The sequence below is a fragment of the Acinetobacter sp. RRD8 genome (assembly GCF_031844225.1).
Lineage (GTDB): Bacteria > Pseudomonadota > Gammaproteobacteria > Pseudomonadales > Moraxellaceae > Acinetobacter.
On record NZ_JAUZUU010000041.1, the window covers coordinates 1 to 4,599 of the forward strand.

3 protein-coding genes and 2 pseudogenes are annotated in these 4,599 nt (G+C 35.2%); 3 read left to right on the forward strand and 2 right to left on the reverse strand.

Annotation, left to right across the window (positions count from 1 at the left end; genetic code table 11):
• Positions 1-162: 162 nt before the first annotated feature.
• Positions 163-285: pseudogene (locus tag Q9R24_RS14865) on the forward strand (transposase); the annotation flags it as partial.
• 49 nt (positions 286-334) lie between these two features.
• On the opposite strand, the gene Q9R24_RS14870 reads toward Q9R24_RS14865, so the two are convergent.
• Positions 335-1,246, reverse strand: coding sequence for a ParB/RepB/Spo0J family partition protein (locus tag Q9R24_RS14870; protein WP_311204722.1), 912 nt, complete (start codon positions 1,244-1,246; stop codon positions 335-337).
• A gap of 13 nt (positions 1,247-1,259) precedes the next feature.
• On the reverse strand, positions 1,260-2,033 hold the full coding sequence (locus Q9R24_RS14875) for a ParA family protein (protein WP_004647772.1): 774 nt from the start codon (positions 2,031-2,033) through the stop codon (positions 1,260-1,262).
• A gap of 855 nt (positions 2,034-2,888) precedes the next feature.
• Here Q9R24_RS14875 and Q9R24_RS14880 point away from each other — a divergent pair.
• Together Q9R24_RS14880 and Q9R24_RS14885 are read left to right on the forward strand one after the other, a co-directional pair.
• Positions 2,889-4,061, forward strand: a complete 1,173-nt coding sequence (locus Q9R24_RS14880) for a RepB family plasmid replication initiator protein (RefSeq protein ID WP_311204723.1) — start codon at positions 2,889-2,891, stop codon at positions 4,059-4,061.
• A 272-nt stretch (positions 4,062-4,333) separates the two neighbouring features.
• A pseudogene (locus Q9R24_RS14885) lies at positions 4,334-4,483 on the forward strand (transposase); the annotation flags it as partial.
• Positions 4,484-4,599 lie beyond the last annotated feature (116 nt).

Sequence of the window (4,599 nt, forward strand, 5' to 3'; positions counted from 1 at the left end):
AACGGTTCAGATGTGTTGCTGGACTTATCGTTGAGCCAGACCTGATTTATGGATAAAGCCTACAACTCTAGGGATCGGGTCATTGATCCAATTTTAGAGGCGAAGGGTCAAGTTGTGATGCCAGCGAAAAGTAATTCTATTGATCAGCGTGATTATGATTGACATATCTACAAGGCAAGACATCTGATCGAGAATTTTTTTGCCAAGCTCAAACAATATCGTGCTATTGCCACACGCTATGATAAATTGGCTCAAAACTTCTTATCAGCGATCTTTCTGGCTTAATTGATAACACGCCCTAATTTGAGATTGTCAAATAAAGTGTAGCAACTTGCTACACTTTTTCACTTTTCTTAATAAGCTGTTTTAAAAAATCTTCTAGTTGTAAGAGACTAGCTTCGTCAATTTCCGAGATATTCAGAGAAACCTTAAGCTGTTTTTGATTGAGTTTGATATTCCCCGCAATCTTACCTGCATATTCAATTTTTCTAACCACAGATGTTGTGGTCAGTTTTTCTGGATCCTGACTCAATATTTTTTCAGCATAGGCAGTAACTTTACTTTGCTCTAGTTTTTTGTCTTTTACTTTTTCCCAAGCCCCTAGCAAAGCCTTTTCGGCCTCAGAAAGTTGCTCTATATGATCCGACAGAAATTTTTTGAATGCAGTTGCAGCAGTACGACCTAGTAGGCCTGGTTCCACATCAAGGTCATTTAAAATTACTTGAGGCAGTTTTTCGTATGCTAAATACTTGTACATATCTTCGCGATTTAAACCCAGTGAATTGGCTAAACGTTGCTTGTTTTTCTTTAACTTCTCATCAAGTGAGTTCAGGCCAATAAAAATTTCATAATCTGTCAGGTCCTGACGCTTTAAATTCTCTGCTAAGGTTAACAAAGATGCTTCTACATTATTCGCATCAATGATAATCGCTTCAATCACAGACTTGCCGAGTAACTGGTGCGCCCGTAAGCGCCGCTCGCCTGCAATGAGTTCATATTTCAGATTATCAAGTTTACGCACTGTAATGGGCTGCAACAGACCGACTTCATTAATGGAATCCGCCAGTTCTTTTAATTGTGACTCTTCAAATAATTTACGCGGCTGGTTTGGACTGCGGTTAATATCCTCAATAGGAACATTACGTCTAAACTCTTTCAGCTCTCTAATATTGTCTTTCTGTGCTTGCTGATGTTTTTCTGTATTCTGTTTCAGTTTCTGAGCTAAAAGCTCTTTGGTGCTTGCCATAATACTCTCAGGTTTAAACTTTAGCTACAATTTCATTGGCAAGGCTTTCAAAAGCCTTACGTACTTTTGAATTTTTTTCTACATTCAAAAGTGATTGTTGCAGAATCGCTGCTTGATTAACTTTAGTACTTTGAGGAATGGTGGTCTCTAAAAGTTTTCCTACCTGTTTTAAGGCTTCATTCCGAATCAGCTTACAAACATTCTGACGTTCATCATGCTTAATTAGTAAAGCGCCTAAAAGCTCTAAATCTGGATTAATACGTTTGATCTTTTCAAGATGATTTAAAAGATCTGTTACCCCATACAATCCATATTGTGATCCGGATTCGATAGGAATAATGACATGTGTTGAAGATGCCAGGGCATTGCTGGTTAATAATTTAAGACTAGGTGGACAGTCGATCAATATAAAATCATAAAGATCTTTTAACAGTTCTAACTTGATATTTAACTCTTCAGAAGGACGGGGAGCTTCTTCTTTTAGTTGGTCTTCAGTTTTTCCTAAATTCAAGGAACCATAAATTAATGATACTTTTTCAAAGTTCGTTTCTTCTTGTAATGCATCTGCCAACAACGAAATATCGCCCACTAGTAATTCTGCTGTAGTCACAACAATTTCGCTTGGATGTTGGATCCCAATGTGTAAACTTGCGTTTGCTTGAGGATCTAAATCAATGACTAAAACCTTGTTGCCCAGATTGGCAAGTTCTGAGGCTAGGTGCACAACAGTCGTTGTTTTGCCACATCCGCCTTTATGATTAGCAACAGTAATAATTTTTGCAGACATGCGTGTCAGATGCTTCCGTATTTGAATGTTTAGTAATATAAATAACTTTCACTCATCTTACTATAGTTTTAAAATTTATAAATCCTATTTGTTCAGATGTAAAACAGCTTAAAAATAAATCTTTAACTAAGCTAGCTTAATTAATAATTAGAATAATTAGTTATTTAGCTAATTAACAATTAAGAGTGTATTTTTATTATATAAAACAAATTCTTAGAGTTTTAAAAGTGGAAGGTTTGTCACCATAAAGTGGAAGGTTTGTCACCATAAAGTGGAAGGTCTGTCACTCTAAAGTGGAAGGTCTGTCACTCTAAAGTGGAAGGTTTGTCACTCTAAAGTGGAAGGTCTGTCACTAGGGTGGAAGGTTTGTCACTGCTATTTTTTAAACCGCTATTTTTATTTAAAAATAATTTAAAAAACAATTATTTAATATGTTAATAAAGTCTCGTAACTAAGCCTTAAAGGTGGAACGATTGTCACTGTATATTTTTAACCTGTGGATAATCTGTTTTTATTGGATATTTCCTGATGATTATATGTGCAGTTATACCTTTCGAATCTAACTGAAAGGTGGAAGCCTTGTCACATCAGGGTTTCTATTTAATTTAACCTATCTGAATGTGGGTGAAAAAATAAAAATAGTCATTCTAAACTGTAATTTCGGGGGCTAAAGGTGGAAGGTCTGTCACTGTAGGGTGGAAATATTTTATTTAATTCCACTTTAAAGGCAAAAAACCGGATAATAACGCTTTTTTTGATGACGGACCTTCCACTTTTAGAATCTTGTGGTGAAAGTCTTGAAAGTTTTTCCACTTTTGTATATAAAAACTAAGTCAAATTATAAATATCACGGTTATGACAGAATCTGAACCATTGCAAGAAGAAACGAATTATATTCCCTACTGTATAGGCAACATTCGCCATAATGGCGTTGTCAGTACCAGTAACCGATTAATTCGCCCAATCGAGTTGTCATCCAATGAATATAAGGCACTTCTATATGCAATGGCGGTTGCGAATTATAGTGAGAAAAATAAGGTAGATAGTGAAATTACCGAACAAACTTATATTTATTTGTATAAGGATGATTTGGCAGATTTACTAGGATTAAATAAACGTAATTCAATTAATGTTGCAATAGATCGGATCTATAAAGAGCTTTCATCCCGAGTAGCTCATTTTATTATTGAGGAGCCTGCTGATAATGGTAAGAGAAAGACTAAAAAAGTACATTCTGTCGTTCCCATTATCCGTGAGTTAAGATGGGAAGATGACTCTAAAAATGCAATTCAGATTCGTTTTACCAGTGAGGTGTTGCCGTATTTCACTCAACTGGCTGGGGGTAATTTTACTACCTATCAGCTAAAACATCTTTTTGCCCTAGATTCTGTTGCCAGTATGAGTCTTTATACTTATTTCATTAAAAACGAATTTAAGTACGCCAATCAAAAGAGGTATGAAGTGCCATTACTTTTAGAAAACTTGAAAGCACTGATTGATATTAATGAAACCAAATATGATCGCTGGGTAGATTTTAGACGCTATGTATTAGACAAAATAGTGGCAGAAATTAACGAAAATACAGATCTACAATTAGAGTATGAAACCGTTAAGAAAGGCCGTCCAATTGTAGGTGTGAATTTTAAACTGCATCATCGGATTGCTGATAAGGCACTGGATGAAATTGCAGTGATCGAAAAAATCTATCTTGATGTTCCATTTGAAGACAATGCATCCGTAAAAGAATTAGGGGCTAAATTCGATACGAATGTACGTTCTTGGTATATTTTTAATAATGATGAAAATTATCAGCAGTTCAAGAAGTGGTTTAAAAAAGTAGGATGCCTCACTGACTCTCAAGCAAATATTGTCATTAATGACACTTTATTCCAAATGGATTTTGCTGAAATTGGTATGGGGCTGAATGACTTTAAACGAAATATGAAGCATAAACTTAAAAACAATCCGGAATTCGTTCAAAGTATTCGTGAAAGACTGAATGATATTTTTGGTAAAGAGCTGATCTAGCGAAAAGTGTAGCAACTTGCTACACTTTTTTAGATATATGTTCGTAAAGAATACAAGTGGTAAGGACCCTAGGATAAAAACGACTCTGTTGCATAAAGGCTTTAGATATAGATCTTCCCTAAGTTATACAAATTCAAGTGACAACTTGGGTATGAGGTCTGCCTAATTTCTTAAATCTATTCAAAACGTAAGCGTTCGCTGAACACACCTTATGAACTCATCCTATAAGCCTTAATTTAGTCCCTACTTAAAAACAAGTGGGGACTAAATTTATGACTACAAATAACCAGACATCCATCACATCTCTTGAGAAAAAACGAAGAACATGCAGTGCTGAATTTAAACAGCAGATCGTTCAGGCTTGTAAAGCACCGGACGTTTCAATTGCTTCAGTCGCTTTGCAACATGGATTGAATACAAATTAATGTGGTTCCGTTAATTAGACCACTCAATTCAGTTTTATAAGTGATAAATCCGCTCTAAATATTTAAATTATGCTGCAATTACTTTTAGTAAATGTTGATCATAAAATTCATCC

Coding starts and splice junctions, on each gene's coding strand:
- Q9R24_RS14870 (WP_311204722.1), bottom strand. CDS start 1,246: ATGGCAAGCACCAAAGAGCTTTTAGCTCAGAAACTGAAACAGAATACA.
- Q9R24_RS14875 (WP_004647772.1), bottom strand. CDS start 2,033: ATGTCTGCAAAAATTATTACTGTTGCTAATCATAAAGGCGGATGTGGC.
- Q9R24_RS14880 (WP_311204723.1), top strand. CDS start 2,889: ATGACAGAATCTGAACCATTGCAAGAAGAAACGAATTATATTCCCTAC.